The sequence below is a fragment of the Streptomyces sp. NPDC042100 genome (genome assembly GCF_055582325.1).
In genome coordinates this window covers 429,018-451,300 of the sequence record NZ_JBVJDK010000001.1, presented here as the reverse complement: position 1 = coordinate 451,300, position 22,283 = coordinate 429,018, and the positions used below count along the sequence as shown (strand labels likewise).

At 72.1% G+C, this 22,283-nt stretch carries 25 protein-coding genes and 4 tRNA genes; 9 read left to right on the top strand and 20 right to left on the bottom strand.

Translation table 11 applies throughout. The annotated features are described in order from the left end of the window. Positions 1-16 precede the first annotated feature (16 nt). The 6 genes from ACZ6J5_RS02140 to ACZ6J5_RS02115 all read right to left on the bottom strand — a co-directional run bounded on the left by ACZ6J5_RS02140 (position 17) and on the right by ACZ6J5_RS02115 (position 3,915). Complete coding sequence (locus ACZ6J5_RS02140) at positions 17-943, bottom strand: SCO4651 family lipoprotein (RefSeq protein WP_469386728.1); 927 nt, start codon at positions 941-943, stop codon at positions 17-19. Positions 944-1,098: 155 nt separating this feature from the next. Next, positions 1,099-1,827 (bottom strand): 50S ribosomal protein L1, encoded by a 729-nt coding sequence (gene rplA, locus ACZ6J5_RS02135; RefSeq protein ID WP_469386727.1) that lies wholly within the window; start codon positions 1,825-1,827, stop codon positions 1,099-1,101. A gap of 83 nt (positions 1,828-1,910) precedes the next feature. Further along, complete coding sequence (gene rplK, locus ACZ6J5_RS02130; protein ID WP_030318720.1) at positions 1,911-2,345, bottom strand: 50S ribosomal protein L11; 435 nt, start codon at positions 2,343-2,345, stop codon at positions 1,911-1,913. Between the two features lie 159 nt (positions 2,346-2,504). After that, the gene (gene nusG, locus ACZ6J5_RS02125; protein WP_469386726.1) at positions 2,505-3,398 is read right to left on the bottom strand and encodes a transcription termination/antitermination protein NusG; all 894 of its coding nucleotides are present in this window, start codon (positions 3,396-3,398) and stop codon (positions 2,505-2,507) included. A gap of 44 nt (positions 3,399-3,442) precedes the next feature. Continuing rightward, positions 3,443-3,730, bottom strand: a complete 288-nt coding sequence (secE, locus tag ACZ6J5_RS02120) for a preprotein translocase subunit SecE (RefSeq protein ID WP_362468480.1) — start codon at positions 3,728-3,730, stop codon at positions 3,443-3,445. Between the two features lie 112 nt (positions 3,731-3,842). Continuing rightward, positions 3,843-3,915 (bottom strand) — tRNA-Trp (locus ACZ6J5_RS02115). 228 nt (positions 3,916-4,143) lie between these two features. Here ACZ6J5_RS02115 and ACZ6J5_RS02110 point away from each other — a divergent pair. Then, the gene (locus ACZ6J5_RS02110) at positions 4,144-5,370 is read left to right on the top strand and encodes a pyridoxal phosphate-dependent aminotransferase (protein ID WP_469386725.1); all 1,227 of its coding nucleotides are present in this window, start codon (positions 4,144-4,146) and stop codon (positions 5,368-5,370) included. Positions 5,371-5,499: 129 nt separating this feature from the next. Continuing rightward, positions 5,500-6,555 carry an adenosine deaminase gene (locus tag ACZ6J5_RS02105; RefSeq protein WP_469386724.1) on the top strand — a complete coding sequence of 352 codons (1,056 nt, stop codon included), beginning with the start codon at positions 5,500-5,502 and terminating at the stop codon, positions 6,553-6,555. Here ACZ6J5_RS02105 and ACZ6J5_RS02100 read toward each other — a convergent pair. The 6 genes from ACZ6J5_RS02100 to ACZ6J5_RS02075 all read right to left on the bottom strand — a co-directional run bounded on the left by ACZ6J5_RS02100 (position 6,552) and on the right by ACZ6J5_RS02075 (position 9,075). Beyond that, positions 6,552-7,610, bottom strand: coding sequence for a UDP-N-acetylmuramate dehydrogenase (locus ACZ6J5_RS02100; protein WP_469386723.1), 1,059 nt, complete (start codon positions 7,608-7,610; stop codon positions 6,552-6,554). The genes ACZ6J5_RS02105 and ACZ6J5_RS02100 overlap by 4 nt on opposite strands. Positions 7,611-7,665: 55 nt before the next feature. After that, entirely contained in the window at positions 7,666-8,094 is a 429-nt protein-coding gene (locus ACZ6J5_RS02095) for a MaoC family dehydratase (protein ID WP_469386722.1), read from the bottom strand. Beyond that, positions 8,091-8,549, bottom strand: a complete 459-nt coding sequence (locus tag ACZ6J5_RS02090) for an FAS1-like dehydratase domain-containing protein (RefSeq protein ID WP_469386720.1) — start codon at positions 8,547-8,549, stop codon at positions 8,091-8,093. Before ACZ6J5_RS02090 ends, ACZ6J5_RS02095 begins: the two co-directional genes overlap by 4 nt. Positions 8,550-8,631: 82 nt before the next feature. Further along, entirely contained in the window at positions 8,632-8,796 is a 165-nt protein-coding gene (gene rpmG / locus ACZ6J5_RS02085) for a 50S ribosomal protein L33 (RefSeq protein ID WP_003956487.1), read from the bottom strand. 89 nt (positions 8,797-8,885) lie between these two features. Further along, positions 8,886-8,958, bottom strand: a tRNA-Met gene (locus ACZ6J5_RS02080). A 44-nt stretch (positions 8,959-9,002) separates the two neighbouring features. Further along, positions 9,003-9,075, bottom strand: a tRNA-Thr gene (locus ACZ6J5_RS02075). Positions 9,076-9,294: 219 nt separating this feature from the next. Between ACZ6J5_RS02075 and ACZ6J5_RS02070 the strand changes: the two genes are divergently transcribed. Genes ACZ6J5_RS02070 through ACZ6J5_RS02060 form a run of 3 tightly spaced genes read left to right on the top strand, consistent with a single transcriptional unit; the run spans position 9,295 to position 12,276 of the window. After that, complete coding sequence (locus ACZ6J5_RS02070; RefSeq protein WP_469386718.1) at positions 9,295-10,560, top strand: amidohydrolase family protein; 1,266 nt, start codon at positions 9,295-9,297, stop codon at positions 10,558-10,560. Positions 10,561-10,577: 17 nt separating this feature from the next. Beyond that, positions 10,578-11,234: an NAD(P)H-binding protein gene (locus ACZ6J5_RS02065; RefSeq protein ID WP_469386716.1), complete on the top strand. Its 657-nt coding sequence runs from the start codon at positions 10,578-10,580 to the stop codon at positions 11,232-11,234. A 52-nt stretch (positions 11,235-11,286) separates the two neighbouring features. Continuing rightward, on the top strand, positions 11,287-12,276 hold the full coding sequence (locus tag ACZ6J5_RS02060; protein ID WP_469386714.1) for a DUF6236 family protein: 990 nt from the start codon (positions 11,287-11,289) through the stop codon (positions 12,274-12,276). A gap of 117 nt (positions 12,277-12,393) precedes the next feature. On the opposite strand, the gene ACZ6J5_RS02055 is transcribed toward ACZ6J5_RS02060, so the two are convergent. Further along, a tRNA-Tyr gene (locus ACZ6J5_RS02055) sits at positions 12,394-12,475 on the bottom strand. A 171-nt stretch (positions 12,476-12,646) separates the two neighbouring features. Here ACZ6J5_RS02055 and ACZ6J5_RS02050 point away from each other — a divergent pair. The 3 genes from ACZ6J5_RS02050 (at position 12,647) to ACZ6J5_RS02040 (ending at position 14,711) form a co-directional block, all read left to right on the top strand. Continuing rightward, on the top strand, positions 12,647-13,138 hold the full coding sequence (locus ACZ6J5_RS02050; protein WP_469386712.1) for a YajQ family cyclic di-GMP-binding protein: 492 nt from the start codon (positions 12,647-12,649) through the stop codon (positions 13,136-13,138). 191 nt (positions 13,139-13,329) lie between these two features. Continuing rightward, positions 13,330-14,088, top strand: coding sequence for an HNH endonuclease (locus ACZ6J5_RS02045; protein WP_469386711.1), 759 nt, complete (start codon positions 13,330-13,332; stop codon positions 14,086-14,088). Between the two features lie 2 nt (positions 14,089-14,090). Continuing rightward, positions 14,091-14,711 (top strand): alpha-ketoglutarate-dependent dioxygenase AlkB family protein, encoded by a 621-nt coding sequence (locus ACZ6J5_RS02040; protein ID WP_469386709.1) that lies wholly within the window; start codon positions 14,091-14,093, stop codon positions 14,709-14,711. A gap of 7 nt (positions 14,712-14,718) precedes the next feature. On the opposite strand, the gene ACZ6J5_RS02035 is transcribed toward ACZ6J5_RS02040, so the two are convergent. Then, a complete protein-coding gene (locus tag ACZ6J5_RS02035) occupies positions 14,719-14,988 on the bottom strand; it encodes a GlsB/YeaQ/YmgE family stress response membrane protein (protein WP_469386707.1) in 270 nt (89 codons plus the stop codon). Between the two features lie 57 nt (positions 14,989-15,045). Here ACZ6J5_RS02035 and ACZ6J5_RS02030 point away from each other — a divergent pair, with 57 nt between their 5' ends. Continuing rightward, a complete protein-coding gene (locus ACZ6J5_RS02030; RefSeq protein ID WP_469386705.1) occupies positions 15,046-16,275 on the top strand; it encodes an APC family permease in 1,230 nt (409 codons plus the stop codon). Here the strand turns inward: ACZ6J5_RS02030 and ACZ6J5_RS02025 are convergent. From ACZ6J5_RS02025 to ACZ6J5_RS02000, 6 genes are all read right to left on the bottom strand, one after another. After that, positions 16,256-17,338, bottom strand: coding sequence for a barstar family protein (locus ACZ6J5_RS02025; RefSeq protein ID WP_469386703.1), 1,083 nt, complete (start codon positions 17,336-17,338; stop codon positions 16,256-16,258). The two genes, ACZ6J5_RS02030 and ACZ6J5_RS02025, sit on opposite strands and share 20 nt — an antisense overlap. After that, positions 17,338-17,736, bottom strand: a complete 399-nt coding sequence (locus ACZ6J5_RS02020) for a YccF domain-containing protein (RefSeq protein ID WP_469386701.1) — start codon at positions 17,734-17,736, stop codon at positions 17,338-17,340. The genes ACZ6J5_RS02025 and ACZ6J5_RS02020 overlap by 1 nt, the downstream gene beginning before the upstream one ends. Next, positions 17,733-18,596, bottom strand: a complete 864-nt coding sequence (gene htpX / locus ACZ6J5_RS02015; RefSeq protein ID WP_469386699.1) for a zinc metalloprotease HtpX — start codon at positions 18,594-18,596, stop codon at positions 17,733-17,735. The genes ACZ6J5_RS02020 and htpX overlap by 4 nt, the downstream gene beginning before the upstream one ends. Positions 18,597-18,742: 146 nt before the next feature. After that, positions 18,743-19,198, bottom strand: coding sequence for a large conductance mechanosensitive channel protein MscL (gene mscL, locus ACZ6J5_RS02010; RefSeq protein ID WP_469386697.1), 456 nt, complete (start codon positions 19,196-19,198; stop codon positions 18,743-18,745). Between the two features lie 34 nt (positions 19,199-19,232). Further along, positions 19,233-20,723 (bottom strand): NADH-quinone oxidoreductase subunit N, encoded by a 1,491-nt coding sequence (locus ACZ6J5_RS02005; RefSeq protein WP_469386695.1) that lies wholly within the window; start codon positions 20,721-20,723, stop codon positions 19,233-19,235. After that, positions 20,723-22,276 carry a complex I subunit 4 family protein gene (locus ACZ6J5_RS02000; protein ID WP_469387416.1) on the bottom strand — a complete coding sequence of 518 codons (1,554 nt, stop codon included), beginning with the start codon at positions 22,274-22,276 and terminating at the stop codon, positions 20,723-20,725. Before ACZ6J5_RS02000 ends, ACZ6J5_RS02005 begins: the two co-directional genes overlap by 1 nt. Positions 22,277-22,283 lie beyond the last annotated feature (7 nt).

Here is a 22,283-nt window from a genome sequence, read left to right as displayed (position 1 = left end):
GGCGGCGCGGGGCAAATCAGCCCTGCTGGGCACCCTTGATCATCTCGAACAGGTCGAAGGTGTCCTTGGCCGGCGGGACCTGGACGGTCGCCTTGGCCCCGTAGTCCGAGTAGTCGGCGCGCATCTTCACCGTGCCCTTGTCCATCGCCATGTCGACGACCATGCGGACCGGGTAGCCGTCGGCGTTGACCCAGATGTCGGTGTCGTAGCCCTTGAGGCCGGCCTTCTTGACCCCGGCGACGAGGTCCTGGCGCTCCTTGGCGGTCAGCACCTCGGACTGCTTGTTGCTGGCCAGCATCTGCTCGACGGTGAGCGCGCCCTTGTAGTGCTGGGCCTCGGCGCCGTCGATCTTCTCGGCACCGATGTGCTTCAGGTTCGGCGACTCCAGGAGCAGGGCGAGCTGCTGCGCCGGGTCCTGGTTCATGCTCTCCATGCCGCCGGTCATCTGCTTCTGCAGGGCCTTGTCGCCGGAGGCCTCGGCGGCGGCCTTCATGTCCAGCTTCATCCAGCGCTTGCCGTCCATCTCGGCGGCGGCCTTCTCGCCCATGTCCATGTACATGACCTGGTCGAGCATGACCATGCGCATCTCCTTGGGCGCGCTCGGGTCACCGGCGGTGAGGGCGGAGCCCGTCATGGTGAGATCCATGGCGGCCGGGTTCCAGCCCTGGACGCCGGTCATCCGCATGGTCCCGTTGCCGTCGGGGGCGCCCGCGATGTCCATGGTCATGGTGACCTTGGCCGACTTGATGTCCGAGGTCTTGCGGTACGCGGCCTGGAGCGCCTTGGCCGTCTCGTCCCGGGTCTGCGCCTTCTGGCCCGAGCCCGCGGCCTTCTTGCCCTCGGCGGGCTTGTCGGCGTCACCGTCCTGACAGCCGGCCACGCCGCCGATGACGGCCACGACGGCCAGCGAGACGCCCGCGCGCTTCCATGCGGACATGCTCATGCGTCCCCACCCCACTCATTCTTTAATGCGTTCGCAAAGTTTTTCGGTCTCCAGCACCGTAACGCACGGGACCGACAACACAGGAATGAGAAAACCGCCCCTCACGGCTCCGGAGAGCCGTGAGGGGCGGTTTCAGGACGCTCGAGTCAGGAGACTCAGACCGCGGCCGGGTCCTCCTCGACGAGGAGGTTGCGGGTGCGGTTCGAGTCGACCGGAATGCCGGGGCCCATCGTGGTGGCGATGGCGGCCTTCTTGATGTAGCGACCCTTGGCGGCGGACGGCTTCAGACGGAGGATCTCCTCCAGGGCCGCGCCGTAGTTCTCCACCAGCTGGGCGTCGTCGAAGGACACCTTGCCGATGATGAAGTGCAGGTTCGAGTGCTTGTCGACGCGGAACTCGATCTTGCCGCCCTTGATGTCGTTGACAGCCTTCGCGACATCGGGGGTGACGGTGCCGGTCTTCGGGTTCGGCATGAGACCACGCGGGCCGAGGACACGGCCGAGGCGGCCGACCTTGCCCATGAGGTCCGGGGTGGCGACGACGGCGTCGAACTCGTTCAGGCGGTTGCCCTTGGAGATCTCGTCGATGAGCTCGTCGGAGCCGACGATGTCGGCGCCCGCGGCGATCGCGGCCTCGGCACGGTCACCGGTCGCGAAGACCAGGACCCGGGCGGTCTTACCGGTGCCGTGCGGAAGGTTCACGGTGCCACGGACCATCTGGTCGGCCTTGCGCGGGTCGACACCCAGACGGAAGGCCACCTCGACGGTGCTGTCGAACTTGGTGGTGGCGGTCTCCTTGGCGAGACGGACGGCCTCGAGCGGGGCGTAGAGCTTCTCCCGGTCGATCTTCGCGTCCGCAGCGCGGAGGGACTTGCTGCGCTTCACTGCTGCTCCTGGTGTGTTTCAGGGGTGGAGTCGTGGTGCGGGCCGGCGCAGGCCCTACCACTGTGGTCGAACGAGGGGGCTGATCAGCCCTCGACCGTGATGCCCATGGAACGGGCGGTGCCAGCGATGATCTTGGACGCGGCGTCCAGGTCGTTGGCGTTCAGGTCGGGGAGCTTGACCGTGGCGATCTCGCGGACCTGGGCGGCCGTGAGCTTGGCGACCTTGGTCTTGTGCGGCTCGCCGGAGCCCTTGTCCACACCAGCGGCCTTGAGGATCAGCTTGGCGGCCGGCGGAGTCTTGGTGATGAAGGTGAAGGAACGGTCCTCGTAGACCGTGATCTCCACCGGCACGACCATGCCACGCTGCGACTCGGTCGCGGCGTTGTAGGCCTTGCAGAACTCCATGATGTTGACGCCGTGCTGACCGAGCGCGGGGCCGACCGGCGGGGCCGGGTTGGCCGCACCGGCGTTGATCTGGAGCTTGATAAGCCCCGTGACCTTCTTCTTCTTGGGAGGCATGTGCTCTCTCCGGGTCCTAGTGAGAGTTTTCAGCCGATCCATCCGGTCGTCCGGACGGAGGCATACCGCACAACGATAACGGGTATAGACGTGCGGCTAAAAACCGAGCAGGTCAGAGCGGCTGTGAGCCACTCTGACCTGGTCGGAAACCTGTGAAGATCAGTTCTTCTGGATCTGGTCGAAGCTGAGCTCGACCGGGGTCTCGCGACCGAAGATCTCGACGAGGCCCTTGACCTTCTTCGAGTCGGCGTTGATCTCGTTGATCGTCGCCTGGAGGGTCGCGAAGGGGCCGTCGGTGACGGTGACCGAGTCGCCGACCTCGAAGTCCAGGACCTCGACGGTGACCTTGCGGGCCGGAGCCGGCTTGCCCTCGGCCTCGGCGGCCTCGCGGGCGGCCTTCTCCTCGGCCTCCGGGGCGAGCATCTTGACGATCTCGTCCAGGGTCAGCGGGTACGGGTCGTAGGCGTTGCCCACGAAGCCGGTGACGCCGGGGGTGTTGCGGACGACGCCCCAGGACTCGTTCGTCAGATCCATGCGGACGAGAACGTAACCGGGCAGCTTGTTCTGCCGGACGTTCTTGCGCTCGCCGTTCTTGATCTGGACGATCTCCTCTTCGGGGACCTCGGCCTGGTAGATGAACTCCTCGACGTTCAGCGAGACGGCACGCTGCTCCAGGTTCGCCTTCACGCGCTTCTCGTAGCCCGCGTAGGTGTGGATGACGTACCACTCGCCGGGGAGCGTGCGGAGCTCCTCGCGGAGCGCGGCGATCGGGTCGACCGGAGCGGCGGGCTCGGCGTCCTCGTCCTCGTCGGACTCCTCGGACTCGCCCTCTTCGCCGTCCTCGGACTCCTCGTCGGAGCCCTCGGTGGCCTCGGCGGCCTCGTCCTCGTCCGACTCCTCGTCGGCCTCGGCGTGGATCGCGGACTCCTCGGCGGCCTCGCCGGCCTCGGCGTCAGCAGCGTCGGCCTGGTCCTCGTCGGCAGCCTCGACGATGTCCAGCTCGTCCTCGACGGACTCGGACTCGAAGGCGTCGTTCAGGTTCGCGTCAGACACGGTGGCTGCTTCTTCCTGCGATACAGATGGGGTGGAACAAAAAGTCAGCCGAAGACGTACTTGACTGCTTCCTGGAAGCCATAGTCAATCACGGTCACAAGGCCGATCATGATGACAACGAAGACAATCACCACAGTGGTGTACGTCGACAGCTGGCTTCGCGTGGGCCAGACGACCTTGCGGAGTTCCGCGACGATCTGGCGGTAGAACAGCGCGAGACGGCCCAGAGGGCCCTTCTTTCCGCGCTTGCCGCCCTTCCGGGTCTTCTTCTTCGACTCCGGGGTGGCGTCTTCGGCATCAGGCATGTCGATGGAGCCTACGGCGTCCGTCACGATCTTTCACCTGATTCCGGGTCGTGGCCGTGCCGCGCCCGGATGGGTGGAGCCGCACGGCGGTGCAATGAAGTACGTACAACATGCGCACACAGCCTGGCGGTGTGTGTAGCAGGGCCGGAGGGACTTGAACCCCCAACCGCCGGTTTTGGAGACCGGTGCTCTACCAATTGAGCTACGACCCTTTGTGGCGTCCCCCAACCTACCGCATCGTGAGATGTGGTCGGTGCGGGGCCAACGAGCAGTGAGTGTACGTGGTCGGAGGGCCCCACGTCGAACAGAAACGGCTCCGACCTGCGTCCGGCCCTCCCGCGAGGCCCCCGGGACGGCGTGTACGACCGGGAATGACCGTTCCTGTCCGCTCCGTGAAACCTGTGTGCCGGGCCCGTTCGAGGTCTGGGACGATGGGCCGTATGAGCGCTGCTACCCCTCCCACCGAGCGTCGGGTCTCCGCCCGCATCGGTGCGATCTCCGAGTCCGCCACCCTCGCCGTCGACGCCAAGGCCAAGGCCCTCAAGGCCGCCGGGCGCCCGGTGATCGGCTTCGGCGCCGGTGAGCCCGATTTCCCGACCCCCGACTACATCGTCGAGGCGGCCGTGGAGGCTTGCCGGAACCCGAAGTTCCACCGCTACACGCCCGCCGGCGGCCTGCCCGAGCTGAAGGCCGCGATCGCCGCCAAGACGCTCCGCGACTCCGGTTACGAGGTCGACGCCTCCCAGGTGCTGGTGACCAACGGCGGCAAGCAGGCGATCTACGAGGCCTTCGCCGCGATCCTGGACCCGGGCGACGAGGTCATCGTCCCGGCCCCGTACTGGACCACGTACCCGGAGTCGATCCGCCTCGCGGGCGGCGTCCCGGTGGAGGTCGTGGCCGACGAGACCACGGGCTACCGGGTCTCGGTCGAGCAGCTGGAGGCGGCGCGTACGGAGCGGACCAAGGTCGTCCTCTTCGTCTCCCCCTCGAACCCGACCGGCGCGGTCTACAGCGAGGCGGACGCCGAGGCGATCGGCCGCTGGGCCGTCGAGCACGGCCTGTGGGTCCTCACCGACGAGATCTACGAGCACCTGGTCTACGGCGACGCGAAGTTCACCTCGCTGCCGGCGATCCTGCCCGAGCTGCGCGACAAGTGCATCGTGGTCAACGGCGTCGCCAAGACGTACGCGATGACCGGCTGGCGGGTCGGGTGGATCGTCGGCCCCAAGGACGTCGTGAAGGCCGCGACCAACCTCCAGTCGCACGCCACCTCCAACGTGAGCAACGTGGCCCAGGCCGCCGCGCTGGCCGCCGTCTCCGGGAACCTGGACGCGGTCGCCGAGATGCGCACCGCCTTCGACCGGCGCCGCCAGACCATCGTGCGGATGCTCAACGAGATCGAGGGCGTCTACTGCCCGACCCCCGAGGGCGCGTTCTACGCGTACCCGTCGGTGAAGGCGCTGCTCGGCAAGGAGATCCGGGGCAAGCGCCCGCAGAGCTCCGTCGAGCTGGCCGCGCTGATCCTGGACGAGGCCGAGGTCGCGGTCGTCCCCGGCGAGGCCTTCGGCACCCCGGGCTACCTGCGCCTGTCGTACGCGCTCGGCGACGAGGACCTGGTGGAGGGCGTGTCCCGGATCCAGAAGCTGCTGGCCGAGGCCACCGACTGAGCAGACGCCCGGCATCTGGGCGGCGGGCCCCCGGTTCCACGGAACCGGGGGCCCGTTTGTGCGTTCTAGCGGGGTCCCGATCGGGGAAAGGGACTGTTCTCGTCCATTCGTGTGCGGCAAGATCAGTCGATGGAGCACGTTTACCGCGATCTCGCCACCCTGCCGAAGGCCCATCTGCACCTGCACTTCACGGGCTCGATGCGGCCCGCGACCCTGATCGAACTGGCCGACAAGTACGGGGTGCACCTCCCCGAGGCGCTCAAGAGCGGGACCCCGCCGAAGCTGCGGGCCACCGACGAGCGCGGCTGGTTCCGCTTCCAGCGGCTCTACGACCTCGCCCGCTCCTGCCTGCGTGAGCCCGAGGACATCCAGCGGCTGGTCCGCGAGGCGGCCCAGGAGGACGTCCGGGACGGCTCGGGCTGGCTGGAGATCCAGGTCGACCCCACCTCGTACGCCCCGCTGCTCGGCGGGCTGATCCCGGCCATGGAGGTCATCCTGGACGCGGTGGACGCGGCCGCGCGGGAGACCGGGCTCGGGATGCGGGTGCTTGTCGCCGCGAACCGCATGAAGCACCCCCTGGAGGCGCGCACGCTGGCCCGGCTGGCGGTGCGGTACGCGGACCGGGGCGTGGTCGGCTTCGGACTCTCCAACGACGAGCGCCGGGGCATGGCCCGCGACTTCGACCGGGCCTTCGCCATCGCGCGCGAGGGCGGGCTGCTGGCGGCCCCGCACGGCGGCGAGCTGACCGGCCCCGCGTCCGTACGGGACTGCCTGGACGACCTGCGGGCGTCGCGGGTCGGGCACGGCGTCCGGGCGGCGGAGGACCCTCGGCTGCTGCGGAAGCTGGCCGAGCGCGGGGTGACCTGCGAGGTGTGCCCGGCGTCCAATGTGGCGCTCGGGGTGTACGAGAAGCCGGAGGACGTGCCGCTGCGGACGCTCTTCGACGCGGGGGTGCCGATGGCGCTGGGCGCCGACGACCCGCTGCTGTTCGGCTCGCGGCTGGCGGCGCAGTACGAGCTCGCGCGCGTCCACCACGGCTTCACCGACGCGGAGCTGGCGGAGCTGGCCCGCCAGTCCGTACGGGGCTCGGCGGCCCCCGAGGACGTCCGGGGCCGCCTGCTCGCCGACATCGACGCCTGGCTGGCGGCACCGGCCGCCCCGGGCATCGCCCAGGGCCTGTCCTAGAGGGCCACGCCGACGGTCACGGGCTCGTTGACGAGGGTGATCCCGAAGGCGTCCCGGACCCCGTCGACGACCTCGCGGGCGAGGGCGAGCAGGTCCTCGGTGGTGGCCTCGCCCCGGTTGGTGAGGGCGAGGGTGTGCTTGGTGGAGATCCGGGCGGGCCCGGAGCCGTAGCCCTTCACGAAGCCGGCCTTGTCGATCAGCCAGGCGGCCGAGGTCTTCACGGCGCCGTCCGCGCCCGCGGGGTAGGCGGGCGGGGCGGTGTCGGGGCCGAGCCGGTCGGCGACCCGGGTGACGAAGGTCTCGTACTGCTCCGCCGTCAGGATCGGGTTGGTGAAGAAGGAGCCCGCCGACCAGGTGTCGTGGTCCGCCGGGTCCAGCACCATGCCCTTGCCGGCCCGCAGCCGCAGCACGGTCTCCCGGGCCCTCGCGAGCGGCACCCGGTCGCCGGCCCCGACGCCGAGGGCGCGGGCGGTCTCCGGGTAGGCGATCGGCGCGGACATCCCGTCGGCGTCCTCCAGCGCGAAGCGGACCCGCAGCACGACGTACCGGTCGGGCTGCTCCTTGAAGCGGCTGTGCCGGTACGAGAAGGCGCACTCGGCGTTGGTGAGGGTGACCGTCTCCCCGGCCCGCCGGTCGTACGCGACGACCTCGGTGACGGTGGCGGAGACGTCCTGGCCGTAGGCGCCGACGTTCTGGATGGGGGTGGCGCCCGCGGAGCCGGGGATGCCGGCAAGGCACTCGATCCCGGCGAGCCCGGCCTCGACGGTCCGCGCGACGGCGTCCGTCCACACCTCGCCGGCGGCGAGCTCCAGGCGGGTGCCGTCGAGGGCGAAGCCGGTGGTGGCGATGTGCAGGGCGGTGCCGTCGAAGCCCTTGTCGCCGATGACCAGGTTGGAGCCGCCGCCGATGACGAGGAGCGGGGTGCCGGAGCCGTCGGCCTCGCGGACGGCGGCGATCACCTCGTCGTCCGTGGTCGCGGTGACGAGCCGGGTGGCGGGCCCGCCGAGCCGGAAGGTGGTCAGGGGCGCGAGGGGGGCGTCGTTGAGCTGCTGCACGGGCTCAAGGGTACGGGCCCCTCCCGTGCGGAAGGGGCCCGTGGCGTGTCCGGGGTCAGGCGAGCCGGACCACGGCCCGGCTCATGCCCAGCACCTTCTGGCCGGCCGAGGTCGCGGTGAGGTCCACGCGGACCAGCCCGTCCTCCAGCTTGGCGGCCACCTTGGCGGAGACCTCGACCAGGGCGCCGTCGGCGTCGTTGGGGACGACGACGGGCTTGGTGAAGCGGACGCCGTACTCGACGACGGCGGCGGGGTCGCCGGCCCAGTCGGTGACGACGCGGATCGCCTCGGCCATGGTGAACATGCCGTGGGCGATGACGTCGGGGAGGCCGACCTCCTTGGCGAACTTCTCGTTCCAGTGGATCGGGTTGAAGTCGCCGGAGGCGCCCGCGTACCGGACGAGTGTGGCGCGGGTCACCGGGAAGGACCGCGCGGGCAGCTCGGTGCCGGTCTCGACCTCGTCGTAAGCGATCTTCGCGGTCACGGCCGGGCCTCCTCGGGCGCGCGGGACACCAGCTTGGTCCAGGCGGTCACGACGTGCTCGCCGGTCTCGTCGTGGACCTCGCCGCGGATGTCCAGGATGTCGTTGCCGGCCAGCGACTTGATCGCCTCGATGGTCGAGGTGACCGAGAGGCGGTCGCCGGCGCGCACGGGGCGCGTGTAGGCGAACTTCTGGTCGCCGTGCACCACGCGGCTGTAGTCCAGGCCCAGCTGCGGGTCCTCGATGACCTGGCCGGCGGCCTTGAAGGTGATCGCGAAGACGAAGGTCGGCGGGGCGATCACGTCCAGGTGGCCGAGCGCCTTGGCGGCCTCCTGGTCGGTGTACGCGGAATTCGCGTCGCCGATCGCCTCCGCGAACTCGCGGATCTTCTCGCGGCCGACTTCGTACGGCGCGGTGGGCGGATACGTCCGGCCCACGAAGGACTGGTCGAGCGCCATGGGCTCGCTACCTCCTGGTGTGTTGCCTGTACAAACGCCACGAGGCCGTCCCCAGAGGGGACGGCCTCGTGTACGAGCCTGATTAACGCGTCTCGCGGTGCGCGGTGTGCGAGTTGCAGCGAGGGCAGTGCTTCTTCATCTCAAGACGGTCCGGGTTGTTACGCCGGTTCTTCTTGGTGATGTAGTTCCGCTCCTTGCACTCCACGCAGGCCAGCGTGATCTTCGGGCGGACGTCGGTGGCAGCCACGTGAGTGCTCCTTGACGGACGGATAGACGGATTGAACGCAGAAAATAGTAGCCGATCGTAGGACCGACCCCACAATCGGCTACTGCGTGTAGCGGTGACCGGACTTGAACCGGTGACACAGCGATTATGAGCCGCTTGCTCTACCGACTGAGCTACACCGCTTTGATGATCTGGACCCCGCCCGAAGGCGGGATCCTTCTCACCAGAGCCCCAATACGGAATCGAACCGTAGACCTTCTCCTTACCATGGAGACGCTCTACCGACTGAGCTATTGGGGCGAGCGAGGAAGACATTACACGCTCCTCGGCCCATCACCCAAATCCGTTTCCCCGGCCCTCCGCGCGGCCTGTTCCCGGGCGCCTCCTAGGCCACACGTGCCCTCATCAGTACGACTATTGCGCTCCTCCTCGAAGGCGACCGCGGGCGCCCCTAGGCTCGGGCCCACGCTGAGTGATCTTGATCTTGGCCAGCGGTGGCCCGGAGCCGGAGGAGCCCGATTGTCAGCCGACAGCAAGCAGCCCCAGCCGTCGCCCGAGGACCGGGCCGCGGCCACCGCCGACACCACGTCGCTGCTGCTCTGCAACGCGCGGCTGACCGACGGACGCACCGTCGACGTACGGCTCGGCGGCGGGCGGATCGAAGCGGTCGGCACGGCGGGCAGCCTCCCCGCCGTCGGCGCCCGGGTCGACCTCGCCGGCTATCTGCTGCTGCCCGCGCCCGCCGAGCCCCACGCGCACGCCGACACCGCCCTCACCGCCGACTCCCCCGGCCCCGTCTCGTACGCCCCCGAGGAGGTCCAGCGCAGGGCCACCGAGGCGGCGCTGTTCCAGCTCGGGCACGGGGCGACCGCGCAGCGCGCCCAGGTGCGGATCGGGGACGTGCACGGCCTCGGGCCGCTGGAGGCCGTCCTCCAGGCCAGGCGCTCGCTGCGCGGCCTGGTCGACCTGACGGCCGTGGCGGTGCCCCGGCTGCTCACCGGGGCGGCCGGGGCGGACGGGCTCGCGATGCTGCGGGACGCGGTGAAGATGGGCGCGGGGGTGGTCGGCGGCTGCCCGGACCTGGACCCGGACCCGACCGGATACGTGGAGGCGGTGCTGGAGGTGGCCGCCGAGCACGGCTGCCCGGTGGACCTGCACACGGACGGCGAGGACCCCGGGCGGCTGGCCCGGCTCGCCGCGATGGCCGGGGGGCTGCGGCCCGGGGTGACGATCGGGCCCTGCGCGGGGCTCGGCCGGCTGGCTCCGGAGGCGGCCCGGCAGGCGGCTGACCGGCTCGCGGCCGCCGGGGTGACGGTGGTCACGCTCCCCCAGGGCGGCTGCGGGGAGACCGAGCGGCGCGGCACCGCCCCGGTGCGGCTGCTGCGGGCGGCCGGGGTGCGGGTCGCGGCGGGCAGCGGGGCGCTGCGGGACGTCTCGAACCCGGTGGGGCGCGGGGACCCGCTGGAGGCCGCCTATCTGCTGGCCTCGCTGGGCGGGCTGCCGCCCGGGGTGGCGTACGCGGCGGTGAGCGCGGACGCGCGGGCGGCGATGGGGCTCCCGGAGGTGCGGGTGGAGGCGGGCTTCCCGGCGGAGCTGCTGGCGGTGCGGGGCGAGCGGCTGGCGGGCGTGCTGTCCCTCGCGTACAGCCGGATCGTGGTGCACCGGGGGCGGGTGGTGGCGCGGACCAGCGCGGTGCGCGAGTACTGCGACTCGGCTGCGGCGCTGGACCTGCCGAGGCAGACACGCCCTGAGCGGCCCGATCCGGGCGGCGGCGCGGCCCGCTGAGCCGTACGGTCGGGAGTATGCGCGTAGTCATCGCTGGTGGACACGGACAGATCGCCCTGCGCCTCGAACGGCTGCTGGCCGCGGGCGGGCACGAGCCGGTGGGCCTGATCCGCCGCCCGGAACAGGGCGAGGCCCTGCGGGAGGCGGGCGCCGAACCGGTGCTCATGGACCTGGAGTCGGCCTCCTCGGCCGAGCTCGCCGGGGTCCTGACGGGCGCGGACGCGGCCGTCTTCGCGGCGGGCGCGGGCCCGGGCAGCGGCGCGGACCGCAAGGACACGGTGGACCGCGCGGCGGCGGTCCTCTTCGCGGACGCGGCCGAACGGGCGGGCGTGCGCCGCTTCGTGGTGGTGTCGTCGATGGGCGCCGACGCGGCCCACGAGGGCGACGCCGTCTTCGACGCGTACCTGCGGGCGAAGGGCGCCGCCGACGATGCCGTGCGCTCCCGCGCGGGCCTCGACTGGACGGTCCTGCGGCCCGGGATGCTCACCGACGACGCCGGGACGGGCCTGGTCCGGCTGGAGGCCCGGACCGGCCGGGGGCCGGTCCCGCGCGACGACGTGGCGGCGGTGCTGGCCGAGCTGCTGGAGACCCCGGCGACGGCGGGCCTGACCCTGGAGCTGGTCTCGGGCTCCGTCCCGGTGACGGTCGCGGTGAAGGACATCGCGGGCAACTGACCGGCGGCGGGCGTAGGTTGGACCCTCCACGCCGTACCGGGGGGTCCCGCCCATGCGCGTCCTGCTCTACTACCCGCTCGTCTCGCCGCCGACGGAGGTCGTGCACGAGTCGCTGCTGTACTGGGACGGCCTCGCGTCCGTCGCCCCGCGCGACCGCGAGGTGGCGCGGGCGGCGACCAGCCCGGAGCTGCGCGAGCTGCGGGAGCGGGGGCTGTACCGGCCGATGAGCCCGTACGGCTTCTCCGCGTCCGGCCTGTTCGACCCGGAGCTGTGGGAGCGGGTCGGGGACGAGCTGCACCGGCTGGCGGCCCGTCAGGCGGTGGACCCGGAGCCGTTCGACGCCTGCGTCCACGCCACGAAGTGGTCGTGGCGCGTGGAGGAGCAGGTGCTCGCGCTGGGGCTCGGCACCCGGCTGCCGGGACGCTGGTCGCTCGCGGTGACGCCGGCGGCCGCGCACACGGTCATCGGGGCGACGGCGCGGATCATGGCGGCGGGGGCGAGCCGGGGCAGCACGGCGTACATCCCGTACACCGACCGCCCGCTCGCGCACCGGGCCGCGCGGGAGCTGGCCTCCGGCGAGCCGGGGCGCGGCTACGAGGTCGAGCTCGGCCGCCTGCTGCCCCTGCCGGCCCCCGGCACCCCGCTCCCGGAGCTGCTGGCCTTCCGGGAGCGCCACGCGGACGAGCGGCACCGGCTGCTGCGGGCGGTGCACCGCCTGCTGGGCGAGCTGCGCCGGGACTACGCCCACCCGGCCGAGGTGCTGGGGGAGCTGGAGCGCGAGCTGGCCGTGGCGGCGGCGGACTACCGGGCGGCGGGCAGGGCGCTGCGGCTGGCCTGGCGGACCCGGCTGGTGACGGTGGCGGTGGCCCTGGCGGGCGCGGCGGGCGGCGCGGCGGCGCTCCCGGGCTGGGCCACGGTGGCGGCGGCGACGGCGGGCGCGTACGCGATCAACGTGGCCACGTCCCCGGTCCGTCCGCTGCGGGCCCGCCGCGACGAGCACGACTTCGCGTATCTGCACCGGGTCCGCGCGGAGCTGGGCTGAGCCGGGCTGCGCTGAGCCGGGCTGGGCCGCACCGGGCTGGGCCGGGGGCTTTCGGGCGGCGGGGACGCGAAACGGCCCCGATCCGCGTTTCCGCTGATCGGGGCCGTCTCTTCCATGTGGCGGCGCCAGGATTCGAACCTGGGTAGGCTAAGCCGACGGATTTACAGTCCGCTCCCATTGGCCACTCGGGCACACCGCCATGGGATCGCTGCTTCGGTTGGCCGCTTTTCGGCGGTGCTCCTTGGCAACGACGTAAACAATACCCGATCCCCAGGGGTGCTCCGCCACTGGATTGATCACGGGTTCGCGGCGGTCCGGGTGGCTACGCTTTGCGCTGTACCGAACGCATCCGAGCAAGGAGCCTCACGTCATGGCCGACTCCAGTTTCGACATCGTCTCCAAGGTCGATCGGCAGGAGGTCGACAACGCCCTCAACCAGGCTGCCAAGGAGATCCAGCAGCGCTACGACTTCAAGGGGACCAACGCCTCGATCAAGTGGTCGGGCGAGAAGATCCTCATGGAGGCGAACGGCGAGGAGCGGGTCAACGCGATCCTCGACATCCTCCAGAGCAAGCTGATCAAGCGCGGCATCTCGCTGAAGTCGCTGGACGTGGAGGGCGAGCCGCAGCTGTCCGGCAAGGAGTACAAGCTCTTCGCCTCGATCGTGGAGGGCATCTCCCAGGAGAACGCCAAGAAGGTCTCCAAGGTCATCCGCGACGAGGGCCCCAAGGGCGTCAAGGCGCAGGTCCAGGGCGAGGAGCTGCGGGTCAGCTCGAAGAGCCGGGACGACCTCCAGGAGATCATCGCGCTGCTCAAGGGCAAGGACTTCGACTTCGCCCTGCAGTTCGTGAACTACCGCTGACGCGACGGTCCGGCCCGGGCCGCCCGGAGCCACCCCTCCCGCACCGCGGCCGAGGGGTGGCCGCGTCCCGGCCCCGCCGCGTCCCGGCCCCGCCGCGTCCCGGCCCCGCCGCGTCCCGTCCCCGCCGCGTCCCGGCCCCGGCGGGCTGTCGGCCCCGCCGCGCTGTCGGTGCCGCCGCCTAGGCTGCCTCCATGGCCGCCTCCCGCACCTCGGTGCCCCGTCCGCTGGCACGACAGCTCTTCGTCGAGTCCGGGCACCGCTGCGCGATACCGACCTGCCGCGCGACCCCGCTGGAGATCGCGCACATCGTGCCGTACCGCCGCGTCCGCAGGCACGAGTTCCACAACATGATCGTCCTGTGCCCGAACTGCCACACCCGCTTCGACCGCGGCGACATCGACCGCCAGGCCGTGTTCCGCTACAAGGAGCTGCTGCGGCTCCCGGACCCCAACAGCGTGGCGCCCGAGGATCCCTCCCCGAGGGCGGGCCTCATCCGGTCCTACCGGCACTTCCAGGCGAAGGCCGAGGCGTGGCGGAAGACCATCTCCCATCTGAGCGCGGCCTTCGGCTTCTCCTCGACGGCCGTCCCGCCGGTCGCCAACCTCCGGGACTGCCTCAGGGCGGCGTCGGTCGCCCGCGCGGCCACCGACAAGCTGGGCGAGCTGGGCGGCGAGGGCGTCGCCGAGGCCGCCGAGTACGTCTTCGGCTGGCACCGGCGGTGGGCCGACGACGTCTTCGACCTCAAGCTCGCCGACCTCGTCCGCGACAAGGACGAGTACGAGGAGTGGAAGGAAGAGCGCTTCATGAACTTCGTCCTGCTCCACGAGGAGATCTGCGAGGCCCTGGACCTGGACCCCACGGAGCTCGACTTCTTCGAGACCGAGCGACGGGACGACCACCTGCCCGTGGTGCCGCTGGGCACCCGCGGCTTCTGGGACGCGCAGGTGTGACCGTGGGCGAAGGGCTGTTCCCGCGCGAGCGCGCCGAGCCGGCGCCCGGGGCGGTGCATGTGCCGGGGTGGCTGCCGTTCGCGCGGCAGCGGGAACTGGTCGACGCCTGCCGGGAGTTCGGGCGGGCCGCCCCGTACCGGCACACCGTGCTGCCCGGCGGCGGCGTGATGTCGGTGCGCTCGCTGTGTCTGGGCCGGCGCTGGGAGCCGTACCGCTACCTGGACGGCGTCGCCGTCGAACTGCCGGGCTGGCTGGCCGGGCTGGGGCGGGCGGCGCTGGTCGAGGCGTACGGCGGGCACGGCGGCTTCGCGCCGGACACCGCGCTGGTCAACCACTACGCGCACGGGGCGCGGATGGGGATGCATCAGGACCGGGAGGAGCGCTCCCCCGCGCCGGTGGTGTCGCTGAGCCTCGGCGACACGTGCGTGTTCCGGCTGGGGAACGCCGAGGACCGCGGCCGGCCGTGGACCGACGTGGAGCTGGTCTCCGGGGACCTGTTCGTCTTCGGCGGGCCGTCCCGGCGCGCGTACCACGGGGTGCCCAAGGTCTACGCGGGGACGGCCGAGCCCGGTCTCGGGCTCACCGGGCGGCTGAACATCACCCTGCGCGAGACCGGGCTGTGACGCGGGTTCAGCGCTCGCGCGAGTGGCCGAGGAGGACCCGGTAGGCGATCAGCAGGACCAGGGAGCCGCCGATGGCCGAGAGCCAGGTGGCGCCGTCGTAGAAGTCCGCGTCGATCGGGCGGTCCAGGAAGCGGGCCGACAGCCAGCCGCCGAGGAAGGCGCCCACGACGCCGATCAGCGTCGTGCCGATCAGGCCGCCCGGGTCGCGTCCGGGCAGCAGGATCTTGGCGATGACGCCGGCGAGCAGGCCGAGAACGATCCAACTGATGATGCTCATGCCATGAAGGACGCCCTGTCGGCCGTCGCGGTTGCCGCGCTGGCTAGGGTGCGGCCCATGACACAGGAACTGCGCCGCACCCTCGGGGTGTTCGACGCCGTCGTCATCGGGCTCGGCTCGATGCTCGGCGCCGGGATCTTCGCGGCGCTCGGCCCGGCGGCCCACGCGGCCGGTACCGGGCTCCTGCCGGCCCTCGCGGCGGCGGCCCTCGTCGCGTACTGCAACGCCCTCTCCTCGGCCCGGCTCGCCGCCCGGTACCCCGCGTCCGGCGGCGCCTACGTCTACGGGCGGGAGCGGCTCGGCCCGTTCTGGGGCTACCTGGCGGGCTGGGCCTTCATCGCCGGGAAGACCGCCTCCTGCGCGGCGATGGCGCTCACCGCGGGCGCCTACCTGTGGCCGGAGCGGGCGCACGCGGTCGCCGTCGCCGCCGTCGTCGCGCTCACCGCCGTGAACTACCGGGGCGTGCGCAAGTCCGCGCTCCTCACCCGGGTGATCGTCGCCGCCGTCCTCGCCGTGCTCGCCGCCGTCGTGACCGTCTCCTTCGGCGCCGGGCGCGCCGAACTGCTCGGGCTCGACCAGGACGTGCGCAGCGGCGGGGTGCTCCAGGCCGCCGGGCTGCTCTTCTTCGCCTTCGCCGGGTACGCGCGGATCGCGACGCTCGGCGAGGAGGTCCGCGACCCGGCCCGGACCATCCCGCGCGCGGTGCCGATCGCGCTGGGCCTCGCCCTCGCCGTCTACGCGGCCGTCGCCGTCGGCGCCCTCGCCGTCCTCGGCTCCCCCGGGCTCGCCGCCTCCGCCGCCCCGCTCGCCGACGCCGCCCGCGCGGCCGGCGCCCCGGCGCTGGTGCCCTTCGTGACGGCGGGTGCGGCGCTGGCCGCCCTGGGCGCGCTGCTCTCGCTGATCCTCGGGGTCTCCCGGACCGCCCTCGCCATGGCCAGGGACGGCTATCTGCCGGCCCCGCTCGCCGCCGTGCACCCCCGCTTCAAGGTGCCGCACCACGCGGAGCTCGCGGTGGGCGCGGTGGTGGCCGCGGTGGCGGCGACGGGCGACGTGCGGGCCGCGATCGGCTTCTCGTCGTTCGCCGTCCTCGCGTACTACGGGGTCGCCAACGCCGCCGCCTGGACGCTGGGCCCGCGCGAGCGTCCGCTGGCCGCCCTCGGGCTGCTCGGCTGCGGGGTGCTGGCCTTCGCGCTGCCCATGGGCGCGGTGCTGGCCGGGGTGGGCGCGCTGGCGGCGGGGACGGTCGCGTACGCCGTGGTGGGCGCCGTCAGGCGAACTCGACCGTGACGCCCGAGCAGGCCAGCGCGACGACGATCTCCTCGAAGGTCGGGGGCCGGTTCCGCGCGCGCGGGACGACGCCGAGGCAGGTGCGGGCGACCTCGGCGTCGTGCCAGACCAGGGTGGTGCCCGGCTCGAACGGCGGGTGCAGCTGGTCCAGGTCCTCCGCGAGATAGCCGCCGGGGCCCAGGAAGGCCTCCCCCAGCGCGCACCAGAAGGAGTCCGCGTCCACCACGTGAGCGCCGTCGAGGTGGTACGTGTCGGCCGGCGGGTCCGGCACCTCGGAGTGGCGCCTGGCCTGCTCCAGCCACGCGCCGCGGGTCCCGGCGGGGAAGCGGGCCCAGGTGCCGGGCTCCTCGGGACGGTCCCGCCACCACAGCTCCCAGATGCCGGCGACGGCGGGCGGGCGCAGGTCGCGGCGGTCGACGAGGACGGTCACGTCGAGCAGTCCGTCCCGCGCGCCCCCGGCGTCCGCGTACCCGGTATCCCCGGTATCCCCGGTATCCCCGGCGTCCGCGTCCCGCGCGGAGGGGGCCCAGCCGGTGATCCGGGCGCCCCTGGCGCCGAAGGCGGCCGTGCCGGCCTGGGCGAGGCGCTGGAAGGTCACGGGGGCGGCGAGGCCCCGGCCGGCCGCCACGGCGTCTCGCAGCGCCCCGCGCGGGGCGCAGCCGAGGAAGGTGACCTCGGTGTGGGTGGTCTCCTCCGGCTCCTCGGGGGAGACCCGTATCAGGTGGGCGCAGTCCACGGCGTCCCGACGGTCGCGCTCCCGCGCGGGCGGGGTGCGGGCCTCGATCGTGACGACGTCGCCCCGGATGCCGAGGACCCGGACGTCCTGGAGGCCGAGGACGCCGTCGGCGGTGCGCACGTGGAGCTCGCCCTGGGGCGCGGTGCCCTCGACGACGGCTTGGGTGACGGCCCGCCCGAGGGGGCCGCGCGGCTCGCAGCCGCGCAGCTCGTAGCGGGCGCGGGCGGGCGGCGCGGGCTCGGCGAAGAGGCCCTCGACGTCGGCGCAGAGGGCGAGCAGGTCGGCACCGGCGAGCAGCGCGTACTTCGGGTGCGGCGGTCTGCGCACTAGCGGGCCGGGTAGCCGTAGGCCTGGTCCGTGGGGACGATCTCCTTGCCCAGCGGCAGCAGCGAGACCGGCACCATCTTGAAGTTCGCGATGCCGAGCGGGATGCCGATGATCGTGATGCAGAGGGCGATGCCGGTGGTGATGTGGCCGAGGGCCAGCCACCAGCCGGCGAGCACCAGCCAGAGCACGTTGCCCACGCAGGAGGGGGCGCCCGCGTCGCGGCGGTCGACGACCGTCTGGCCGAAGGGCCACAGGGCGTAGAGGCCGATCCGGAACGCGGCGAGGCCGAAGGGGATGCCGATGATCGTGATGCAGAGCAGGACGCCGGCCAGCATGTAGCCGAGGAACATCCAGAATCCGCAGAGGACCAGCCAGATGACGTTCAGGAGTGTCTTCACGGGCGGCGGCCTGCCATCTGTTCGAGCCGGGCGATGCGCTCGGCCATCGGCGGGTGGGTGGAGAACATCTTCGAGATCCCCTGTCCCGGGCGGAACGGGTTCGCGATCATCATGTGGCTCGCGGTCTCGATCTTCGGCTCGGGGGGCAGCGGGAGCTGCTTGGTGCCCGCCTCCAGCTTGCGCAGGGCGCTGGCGAGGGCGAGCGGGTCGCCGGTGAGCTGGGCGCCGGAGGCGTCGGCCTCGTATTCGCGGGAGCGGGAGATGGCGAGCTGGATCACGGAGGCGGCGATCGGGCCCAGGATCATGATCAGCAACATGCCGAGCAGGCCGGGGCCGTCGTCGTCGTTGGACCGGCCGACGGGGATCAGCCAGGCGAAGTTCACCAGGAACATGATCACGGAGGCGAGCGCGCCGGCGACGGAGGAGATCAGGATGTCCCGGTTGTAGACGTGGCTGAGCTCGTGGCCGATGACCCCGCGCAGCTCGCGCTCGTCGAGGATGGCGAGGATGCCCTCGGTGCAGCACACGGCCGCGTTGCGCGGGTTGCGGCCGGTGGCGAAGGCGTTCGGCGCCTGGGTGGGCGAGATGTACAGCCGTGGCATGGGCTGGCGCGCCTGGGTGGAGAGCTCCCGGACCATCTTGTAGAGGGCCGGGGCCTCGAATTCGCTCACGGGCCGGGCCCGCATGGCGCGCAGCGCCAGCTTGTCGCTGTTCCAGTACGCGTACGCGTTGGTGCCGATCGCCACGAAGAGCGCGACGATCAGGCCCGTACGCCCGAAGAAGCTGCCGATGACGATGATGAGGGCCGAGAGCCCTCCGAGGAGTACGGCGGTCCTCAGCCCGTTGTGCCGGCGGTGCACGGTACGCCCTCCAAATGGTGCGGCAGGGGAACCCTTTGCTCGATCGGGGGTCCACCGTCCAGTGGACCCTCCCCTCCTGGTCAACGCCAGGCGGGAGGCTCGGGTTCCCCGGGCCGCACGGGGGGCCGTGTAGGCCGTACGGGTGATCAGCGGGGCAGCGGGACGCCGTACTTCTCCAGGGAGCCGGCGACCGGCTCGACCTCGCTGGTGCAGTGGGCGCAGCGGGAGGCGACGGCCGGGATCTCGGTGAAGCAGCGGGGGCAGTCGCGCTTCTCGGACTTCGGGTCGGCCGCCTCCTCCTTGGCGAACCTCTCCTGGATCTTCGACATGGGGACGACGATCAGGAAGTAGAGGACGGCGGCGGTGATCACGAACGCTATGGCGGCGGCGATCGCCAGGCCGTACGGGAAGACGGTCTTGCCGACGGTGAAGCTGGCCTCGCTGAAGTCGCCGACCGAGCCGGTGGCGAGGCCGATGAGCGGGGTGATGAACGCCTTGCTGAAGCCGGTGACGACGGCGGTGAACGCGGAGCCGACGGCCAGGCCGATGGCCATCGAGACGACGTTTCCGCGAAGTATGAAGTCCTTGAAGCCGTTCAGCACGGGGTACTGCTCCTTGGTTTGTTCCGTGGGGGGATCAGAAGAGGCTGTTCGCCGCGTAGCGGAGGGCGAGCTGCGGGTAGCCCGACAGCACGACACCGGCGGCGGCGGTCAGCGCGATCGCCAGGGTGACGGGGGTGGGGGCCCCGAGCCGGGTGACGGCTCCCTTGGGCGCGCGGAAGACCAGCGCGGTCCACCGCAGGTAGTAGTAGAGCGCGATCACGACGTTGACGCCCATGATCACGGCGAGCCAGCCCAGACCGGCGTCGACGGCTGCCGAGAACACGGTCACCTTGGCGAAGAGGCCGATGATACCCGGGGGCAGCCCGGCCAGATTCAGCAGGAAGAAGGCGAGCGCGAGGGCGGCGCCGGGGCGCTCGGCGTACAGCCCGCGGAAGTCGGAGATCCGCGCGCGCGGGCGGGTGCGGGCGACGAGCACGACGACGGCGAAGGCGCCGAGGTTCACCACGGCGTACATGAGGGCGTACGCGACGGTGGCGCCGATCTGGTCGTCGCTGGAGTACGCGGCGGCGGCGACCGGCACCAGGAGGTAGCCGGCCTGGCCGACGGAGGACCAGGCGAGCAGCCGTACCGCGCTCCACGCGCGGGTGGACGCCTGGCGCAGCGCGGCGACGTTGCCGACGGTCATGGTGAGCGCGGCGAGCACGGCGAGCGCCGGGCCCCACACGTCCGCGTAGGAGGGGAAGGCGACGACGGTCACCAGGATGAGCCCGGTGAAGCCGACGGCCTTGCCGACCACGGAGAGGTAGGCGGCGACGGGCAGCGGGGCGCCGACGTAGGTGTCGGGCACCCAGAAGTGGAAGGGCACGACGGCGGTCTTGAACGCGAAGCCGACCAGGGTGAGGACCACGCCCGCCTGGGCGAGCGTGTGCAGCTGGCCCGGCACCTCGTCGAGCCGCTGGGCGATCTCGGTGAGGTGGAGGGTGCCGGTCGCCGCGTAGACGAAGCTCACGCCGAGCAGGGTGACGGCGGTCGCGGTGACCGAGGAGAGGAAGAACTTGAGCGCCGCCTCGCTGGACATCCGGTCGCCTCGGCGCATCCCGACCAGCGCGAAGGCGGGCAGCGAGGCCACTTCGAGGGCGACGACGAGGGTGGCCAGGTCCCGGGAGGCGGGCAGCAGGGCGGCGCCCGCGGCGGAGGCCAGCAGCAGGAACCAGTACTCGCCCGCGGGCAGCCGGTCCTCGCGGGTGTCGGCGAGCGAGAGGAGCGCGGTGACGAGGGCGCCCGCGAGCACCAGGAGCTGGATGACGACGGTGAAGTCGTCGGCGGTGTAGCCGCACGCCCGCAGGGTGGTGTCCGGGGCGAGGCAGAACGTCGAGCGGTCGCCGGCGCGCAGCGGGACGAGCAGCGCGAGGGCGGCGGCCAGGCCGCCGGTCGCGGCCCAGCCGAGCAGCCGCTTGCGGGCGGCGGGCACGAACAGGTCGGCGACGAGGATCCCGACGCCGACCACGGCGGTGAGGGTGGGCGGCGCGATCGTGAGCCAGTCGACGGACTGGACGAGGGACATCACGGCTTTCCTCCGGCGAGCAGCTGCTGGACGGCCGGGTCGGTGAGGCCGAGGAGGACCGCGGGCCACAGTCCGGCGAGGACGGTGAGGGCGACGAGCGGGCTCCAGGCGGCGAGCTCGTACCCCTGGACGTCGGCGATGGGGGTCTCGCCGGCCGGGCGGGGGCCGCCCATGCAGACGCGGCGGACGACGAGGAGCAGATAGGCGGCGGTGAGGAGGGTGCCGAAGCCGCCGATCGCCATGTAGGTGAGGAAGGCGGGGCGGCTGAGTCCCTCGGCCGGGTCGAAGGCGCCGAAGAGGGCGAGCATCTCGCCCCAGAAGCCGGCGAGCCCGGGCAGGCCGAGCGAGGCGACGGCGGCGAAGGCGAGCAGGGCGCCGAGGCGGGGGGCGCGGCCGTAGAGGGCGGCGCCGGTGGCCCCGGCGAGGGTGTCGAGGTCGGCGGTGCCGTAGCGGTCCTTGAGGGCGCCGACCAGGAAGAAGAGGAGGCCGGTGATGAGGCCGTGGGCGATGTTGGCGAAGAGGGCGCCGTTGACCCCGGTGGGGGTCATGGTGGCGATGCCGAGCAGCACGAAGCCCATGTGGCCGACGGAGGAGTACGCGATCAGGCGCTTGAGGTCGCCCTTGCCGCCGGGCCGGACCAGGGCCAGGCAGGCGAGCGATCCGTAGACGATCCCGGCGACGGCGAAGCCGCCGAGGTACGGGGCGAAGGCGTGCATCCCGTCGGGGGCGATGGGCAGCGCGATCCGGACGAACCCGTACGTGCCCATCTTCAGCATGACGCCGGCGAGGAGCACCGAGCCGACGGTCGGGGCGGCGGTGTGGGCGTCCGGGAGCCAGCTGTGCAGCGGCCACATCGGGGTCTTCACGGCGAGCCCGAGACCGATCGCCAGAACGGCGATGACCTGCACGGACGTGGTCAGGCCCCGGCCGTTGTCAGTGGCCAGTGCCACCATGTCGAACGTGCCCGCCTTGATGCCGATGAGGAGGAGGCCGAGCAGCATCACGACCGAGCCGAGCAGCGTGTAGAGGACGAACTTCCAGGAGGCGGCCCGCCTGCCCTCGCCGCCCCAGCGGGCGATGAGGAAGTACATCGGGACCAGGACCGTCTCGAAGGCCAGGAAGAAGAGGATCAGGTCGAGGACGGCGAAGCTCGCGAGGGTGCCGGTCTCAAGGAGGAGCAGCAGCGCGACGAACGCCTTGGGTGACGGGCCCGTGGGCGGCTTGAAGTAGCTGTACAGCGCGCAGAGGAAGGTCAGCAGCGCGGTCAGGAGCAGGAGGGGGAGCGAGATGCCGTCGACACCGAGGTGGATCCGCACGTCCAGCGCGTGGATCCAGCTGATGTCCGTGGTGGCCTGCATCGTCGAGGGGCTGTCGTGGTCGAAGCCGAGCGCGAGGACGATCGCGGCCAGCAGGATCACGCCGGTGACGGTGACGCCGTGGCGGAGCACGGCCTGGTCGGGTGAGGTCCCCTTCAGTCCGGGCGGGGCCGGCAGGAGGGCCGCGGCGGCGCCGACGAGCGGGCCGAGGACGATCAACGCCAGAAGGAACTGCATCACGGAT

What these genes read in the sequence shown, in the direction of transcription:
- ACZ6J5_RS02140 (WP_469386728.1), bottom strand. Translation starts at nt 943, where the DNA reads ATGAGCATGTCCGCATGGAAGCGCGCGGGCGTCTCGCTGGCCGTCGTG.
- rplK (WP_030318720.1), bottom strand. Translation starts at nt 2,345, where the DNA reads ATGCCTCCCAAGAAGAAGAAGGTCACGGGGCTTATCAAGCTCCAGATC.
- ACZ6J5_RS02110 (WP_469386725.1), top strand. Translation starts at nt 4,144, where the DNA reads ATGAGCGCTGCTACCCCTCCCACCGAGCGTCGGGTCTCCGCCCGCATC.
- ACZ6J5_RS02105 (WP_469386724.1), top strand. Translation starts at nt 5,500, where the DNA reads ATGGAGCACGTTTACCGCGATCTCGCCACCCTGCCGAAGGCCCATCTG.
- ACZ6J5_RS02090 (WP_469386720.1), bottom strand. Translation starts at nt 8,549, where the DNA reads ATGGCGCTCGACCAGTCCTTCGTGGGCCGGACGTATCCGCCCACCGCG.
- ACZ6J5_RS02065 (WP_469386716.1), top strand. Translation starts at nt 10,578, where the DNA reads ATGCGCGTAGTCATCGCTGGTGGACACGGACAGATCGCCCTGCGCCTC.
- ACZ6J5_RS02060 (WP_469386714.1), top strand. Translation starts at nt 11,287, where the DNA reads ATGCGCGTCCTGCTCTACTACCCGCTCGTCTCGCCGCCGACGGAGGTC.
- ACZ6J5_RS02050 (WP_469386712.1), top strand. Translation starts at nt 12,647, where the DNA reads ATGGCCGACTCCAGTTTCGACATCGTCTCCAAGGTCGATCGGCAGGAG.
- ACZ6J5_RS02045 (WP_469386711.1), top strand. Translation starts at nt 13,330, where the DNA reads ATGGCCGCCTCCCGCACCTCGGTGCCCCGTCCGCTGGCACGACAGCTC.
- ACZ6J5_RS02035 (WP_469386707.1), bottom strand. Translation starts at nt 14,988, where the DNA reads ATGAGCATCATCAGTTGGATCGTTCTCGGCCTGCTCGCCGGCGTCATC.
- ACZ6J5_RS02030 (WP_469386705.1), top strand. Translation starts at nt 15,046, where the DNA reads ATGACACAGGAACTGCGCCGCACCCTCGGGGTGTTCGACGCCGTCGTC.
- ACZ6J5_RS02005 (WP_469386695.1), bottom strand. Translation starts at nt 20,723, where the DNA reads ATGTCCCTCGTCCAGTCCGTCGACTGGCTCACGATCGCGCCGCCCACC.
- ACZ6J5_RS02000 (WP_469387416.1), bottom strand. Translation starts at nt 22,276, where the DNA reads ATGCAGTTCCTTCTGGCGTTGATCGTCCTCGGCCCGCTCGTCGGCGCC.